5 protein-coding genes are annotated in these 4,932 nt (G+C 67.7%); 2 read left to right on the top strand and 3 right to left on the bottom strand.

What is annotated here, in order from left to right:
• Positions 1 to 20 precede the first annotated feature (20 nt).
• Together ACFV4K_RS34680 and ACFV4K_RS34675 are read right to left on the bottom strand one after the other, a co-directional pair.
• Positions 21 to 404: a hypothetical protein gene (locus tag ACFV4K_RS34680; RefSeq protein ID WP_379280542.1), complete on the bottom strand. Its 384-nt coding sequence runs from the start codon at positions 402 to 404 to the stop codon at positions 21 to 23.
• Positions 405 to 527: 123 nt separating this feature from the next.
• Positions 528 to 1,760, bottom strand: coding sequence for a cytochrome P450 (locus ACFV4K_RS34675; RefSeq protein ID WP_379280541.1), 1,233 nt, complete (start codon positions 1,758 to 1,760; stop codon positions 528 to 530).
• Positions 1,761 to 1,969: 209 nt separating this feature from the next.
• On the opposite strand from ACFV4K_RS34675, the gene ACFV4K_RS34670 reads away from it, so the two are divergent.
• On the top strand, positions 1,970 to 3,547 hold the full coding sequence (locus ACFV4K_RS34670) for a carboxylesterase/lipase family protein (protein WP_379280540.1): 1,578 nt from the start codon (positions 1,970 to 1,972) through the stop codon (positions 3,545 to 3,547).
• Between the two features lie 25 nt (positions 3,548 to 3,572).
• Here ACFV4K_RS34670 and ACFV4K_RS34665 read toward each other — a convergent pair whose 3' ends face one another.
• Positions 3,573 to 4,505, bottom strand: coding sequence for a MerR family transcriptional regulator (locus ACFV4K_RS34665; RefSeq protein ID WP_379280539.1), 933 nt, complete (start codon positions 4,503 to 4,505; stop codon positions 3,573 to 3,575).
• 87 nt (positions 4,506 to 4,592) lie between these two features.
• Between ACFV4K_RS34665 and acpM the strand changes: the two genes are divergently transcribed.
• Entirely contained in the window at positions 4,593 to 4,895 is a 303-nt protein-coding gene (gene acpM / locus ACFV4K_RS34660; RefSeq protein WP_379280538.1) for a meromycolate extension acyl carrier protein AcpM, read from the top strand.
• The last annotated feature ends 37 nt before the right edge of the window (positions 4,896 to 4,932 follow it).

Below are 4,932 nucleotides of genomic sequence, written 5' to 3'. Positions count from 1 at the left end.
CGATCGTTGTCGGCCGCCGATCAAGCGACGATGATCCAGCCCTTGCAGCCGGTGCCCATGCTGCCCGGCCAGTCCGAGCCCGACACCTCGAACGGGATGGCGCCCGGCATCGGGGTGCCCAGGTCGATGGTGGTGGTGACCGCGCCGTAGGTGTCGGGCAGCGGGGTGCGCTTCCCGGCCATATCGATCTTGGCGTCGTCGGTGAAGTTGCTGGAGGTGGTGATCTCCAGCGTGGTGGGCGTGAACGAGTGCGCCAGCAGCGTGGTCTGGCCGCACAGGCCCTTGGCGTAGTCGAGCGTGATCTTCTGCGGCGCGGCGTCGGCGGCGGCCGGCGCGGCCAGCGCACCGGACAGGGCACACGCGGTTGCCGCCAGGGTGATGCGGCGGACGTAGACGGTCTTCACGAACAAAACCCCTTTCCTGTGGTCACAGCTGTGGATCCCCCTGATCGATCGACGACGATCATGCCGTGACCGCGCCCCCGGCACGCGGCGGACGCGCGGAAGAATCCGGGCGAGTCCGCGGGCTCACGTGTTTCGGATGTGGAGGCGCAGCGGCAGGGTGCGATGGCGGCGCACGAAGATGCTCGGAAACCACTGCGGCGGGGCCTCTTCGACGAGGGTGAACGCGGTGGTGCGTTCCAGCAGGGCGGTGAGCGCGGCGGTGGCCTCCAGCTTGGCCAGCGCCGATCCGATGCAGAAGTGGATGCCGCGCCCGAAGGCGAGATTGTTGGCGCCGCTGCGGCGGTCCAGGTCGAGGGTGTCCGGATCGTCGAAGCGGGCCGGGTCGCGATTGGCGGCGCCCCACTGCAACAGCAGGTGGCTGCCCGCGGGAATCTCGATGCCGCCCAGCGCGGTATCGGTGGTGACGTGCCGATGATGGCCTCGGAACGGCGATTCCAGGCGCAGCGCCTCGTCCAGGAAGGCGGGCAGCAGGGCGGGTTCGGCGCGCAGCTCGTCCTGGAGATCGGGGCGGGTGGCCAGCAGGCGGGCGGCATTGGCGATCAGGCCCGCCGTGGATTCGCCGCCCGCGCCGACGAGTTGGACCAGGATCAGCACGGCCACCACGTCGGTGATCTCCCCGGCCGCGCAGGCGCGGGCGAGCACGCCGAGCAGGTCGTCGCCCGGGTTGCGCTGGGCGGCCGCGAATTCGGTGTGCAGGTAGCCGGTGAGTTCGGTGGCGGCGGTGACCAAGTGCACGAAACGGTCCGAGTCGACCACGCCGCCCAGCATCTCGGTGCTGTCGTAGGCCCAGGTGAGCAGTTGCGGCACAGCGGCGTCGGGGAGTCCGATGATGTCGGCGACGAGTGCCAGGGGGAGTCGGTCGGATATGCCGGTCGCCCAGTCGATGCGATCGCCGTGCAGTTCCTCGGTCCACAGACGGTCCACCAGTTCCTCGGCGGTCGGTCCGAGGCCGCGAATCCGCTTGGCCAGCAGAGGTTGCACGAGTTTGCGCTGTGCCTGGTGGCTCGGGTCGTCGGCGGTGGCGAGCACGTGGACGGCCTGGCCGCCGCCGTCCATGTCGAAGGTGACGGGCGGCTGCCCCTCCTGCCGCAGGAGGGCGCCGGTGAGGTTGGAGGAGAACTCGTCGCCGCGATTCACGGCCTCGGTCACCAGATCCCAGGACGTCACCAGGTAGAAGTCGGTGCCCGGGATGCGGTAGACAGGGGATTGCTCGCGCAGCCGCCGGTACAGTGGGTAGGGGTCGTCGATGTGCGCGGGATCGAACACATCGAGCGCATCGGGGGAGGTGCGGGTCATGGGGCCACGGTCGTCCCGACCTGAATCGAGTGTCAACAAGCGTCTCGTCGTGAGACGGATCCGCGGCGCGGACCCGTCCGTACGCAGGAGTTTTCCCGGTTTCGTGAGACTTCGGACCCCCGTCCGGACCGGCCGACTAGTATCGAACGACTACGCGATAGCGCTTGCTGGCCCAGGAGGCTCGGGTGATCGTGCGTGCACAGGGGTGGATGAGGCGGGGATCCGGCGCGGTGTTCGCGGCGGTGGCGCTCTTGGTGGTGATCTTCGCGGTGAACGGCCCGGTGGCGCGGGCCTATTCGGGGCCCGCTCCCGATACAGTCACCATCGATAGTGGTGCGTTGCACGGTGTCTCGACCCCGTCGTATCGGCTGTTCAATGGAATCCCTTACGCCGCACCACCGGTCGGTGCGCTGCGCTGGCGGCCGCCCGAGCCGGTCGCGCCCTGGCCCGGTGTTCGTGAGGCTCGCGATGCGGGCCCGAACTGCGCCCAGCCGACCGGGCTGGGCGGCCTGCGCACCACCGTCGAAGACTGTCTGTACCTCAATGTCTGGACGCCGCCGACGCTCCCCGCCGACGGCCGCGCCCTGCCCGTCATGGTGTGGATCCACGGCGGCAGCCTGCAGACCGGCACCGGAAGCATGTATGGCGCAGCCCCTTTGGTCTCCCAACCCGACGGTGACGTCATCGTCGTCACCATCAATTACCGCCTCGGGCTGTTCGGCTTCCTGGCCGCCTCGGCTTTGGACGACGGTTCCGGTTCCGGCGACTACGGCCTCATGGACCAGCAGGCCGCCCTGCGCTGGGTCCACCGCAATATCGCCGCGTTCGGAGGCGACCCCGATCGCGTCACCCTGGACGGCGAATCGGCCGGCGGCGTCTCGATCTGCGCCCACATGGCCACCCCGTCCGCCAAGCCCCTGTTCCAGGCCGCCATCCTCCAGAGCGGTCCGTGTGCGAGCCAATCCCTCCCGGACGCGGAGGCCGAAGGCGACGCCTGGGCCGCCGCCGCGGGCTGCCCCGCCACCGACGACGCGACCTGCCTCCGCACCCTCTCACCCGACATCCTGGTGGACCGCGGCCCCGACGACACCAACGTCGTCCACGGCAACGCCTACCTCCCCGAAAGCCCGCTGACCCTGCTGAAATCCGGTGGCATGTCCCACATCCCCACCTTCGTCGGCTCCAATCACGACGAGGTGGCCCTCTGGGTCTGGATCAAGTACGGGATTCCCCTAGGCCCCGTCATGACCGCCGCCGACTACCCCCGCCTCCTCGCCGCCAAGATCCCCGACTTGACTGTGGCCCAAATCGACCAGGTCATCCGCGAATACCCCCTCACCGACTACCCTCAACCGGCCTTGGCCCTCACCCGAGCCTGGACAGACCAAATAGTCTGCAAACTCATCTCCCAGGTCTCCGACCTCTCCCGCCAAAACCGCACCTACGTCTACGAATTCGACGACCGCAGCGCCCTGGCCCCACCCAGCACCTTCCCCATGGGCGCCTACCACGCCGCCGAACTCCCCTCCCTGTTCGACCTGGTCCAAGCCGGTTTCGCCCTCGACGGCGTCATGACCCCACCCCAACGCCGCCTCCAATCCGACATCCGCCGCTACTGGACCCGCTTCATCAACACCGGCACCCCCGACCCCGCGACCCTCCCCGCCATCCCCCTGTACACCCCCACCACCCCCACCTTCCTCTCCCTCCGCCCCACCGGAAACCAGTTCTCCACCACCTTCACCACCGACCACCGCTGCCCCTTCTGGAACACCCTGTTCCAATAGGGCAGGCGCATAGCCCCTTTCGGCCCTACCCGGCCGCCACCGCTGAACCCTCAGCCAGTGCGTTGTACAGCCAATCGTGGGCGCGGCCGATCGTGACTCGGGGGCCGAGGAGTTGGTCTGTCAGGGACCAATAACGGTGGATTCGGGGGTCGGAGTCGGTTGCGTCGCGTAGGAGGTGTTCGCGGAATTCTCGGGTGTCGCGTTCGCCGCGGGCGGTGGCGTGGGCGGTGACGAATCGGTCGAGTTCGTTGCCGGAGTGTGAGGGAATGCCGTCGGCTACGAGGGGCACGACGTCGATCATTATCTCGCCCATCTCGTGGTAGAGGGCTCGCGGGTCGCGGATCAGGTCGGGGCGATCTCGCCAGTATTGTTGTCGGACAGCGTTGTTCAGGTCGGGGCTGGAGGCGAGGGCGGCCAGCTCGGCGTAGGCGACGACCTCGTCGACGGATGGGTCGGTGGGCGGTTCGGGGACGTTCCAGCACACCCAGCCGTCGCTGTCGGACCGCGGAATCGGCGTGAGAATGCGGTGCCAGAACCGGATGAGGCACTCGTGCAACGCATTACCGTCCTGTGCGGCGGCCAGCAATGCGAGTCGTTCGATGCGCTGCGCCGGGGCGGCTGTCTCCATGGCGCGCACGGACGCGCGGCGCCAGGCCAGCGACCTGAATTCGATATCGAGCTCGGCGCTTTCGGCGGCGATGGCCTCTTCCATCGACTGCTCTCCGCGCAGCACGCCGGTGATCGAGTCCAACCCGAGTCCGAGCGCCCGCAATCGCCGCACCAGCAGCAGGCGTTCGGTCGCGCTGTCGGCGTCGAACATTCGATGTCCGCCGCCGCTGCGCTGGGATTCGAGAATGCCTTCGTCGCAGTAGAACCGGATTGTGCGCACCGACAGCCCCGAGTTGCGCGCCAATTCCCCGATGCTCATGAGCGCAGCGGGCTTTGTGTCGTCCGTCACAAGTTCTTGAACCTCCACCCCACTGGAGCTTTTAGCGTACTGGCACTGCCGTTCAGGTATATGTCGTCACAGCGAGGAGAGTGTTTCGTGCCCAGCACGCAGGAAGAAATCGTCAGCGGGATCGCGGAGATCGTCGAAGAGGTGACGGGAATCGATGCGTCCGAAGTGACGATCGAGAAGTCCTTCGTCGAAGACCTGGAAATCGATTCGCTGTCGCAGGTGGAGATCGCGGTCCAGCTGGAGGACAGGTACGACGTGAAGGTTCCCGACGAAGACCTCGCCGGCCTGCGGACCGTCGGTGACGCGGTCGCGTACGTGCAGAAGATGGAGGCTGAGAAGCCGCAGCTCGCCGCGGAAATGGAGGCGAAATACAAGGAAGGTCAGGCGTGATCCATCACTGACCTGACCGGCCTGACATCCGGTGTCG

Origin of the sequence: Nocardia sp. NPDC059764, from assembly GCF_042732555.1 — a bacterium.
In the GTDB taxonomy this organism is placed as follows: Bacteria; Actinomycetota; Actinomycetes; order Mycobacteriales; family Mycobacteriaceae; genus Nocardia.
Note: the sequence above shows the minus strand (reverse complement) of the source record. Positions and strands in the feature narration are given on the sequence as shown.

Coding starts and splice junctions, on each gene's coding strand:
- ACFV4K_RS34675 (WP_379280541.1), bottom strand. CDS start 1,760: ATGACCCGCACCTCCCCCGATGCGCTCGATGTGTTCGATCCCGCGCAC.
- ACFV4K_RS34670 (WP_379280540.1), top strand. CDS start 1,970: ATGAGGCGGGGATCCGGCGCGGTGTTCGCGGCGGTGGCGCTCTTGGTG.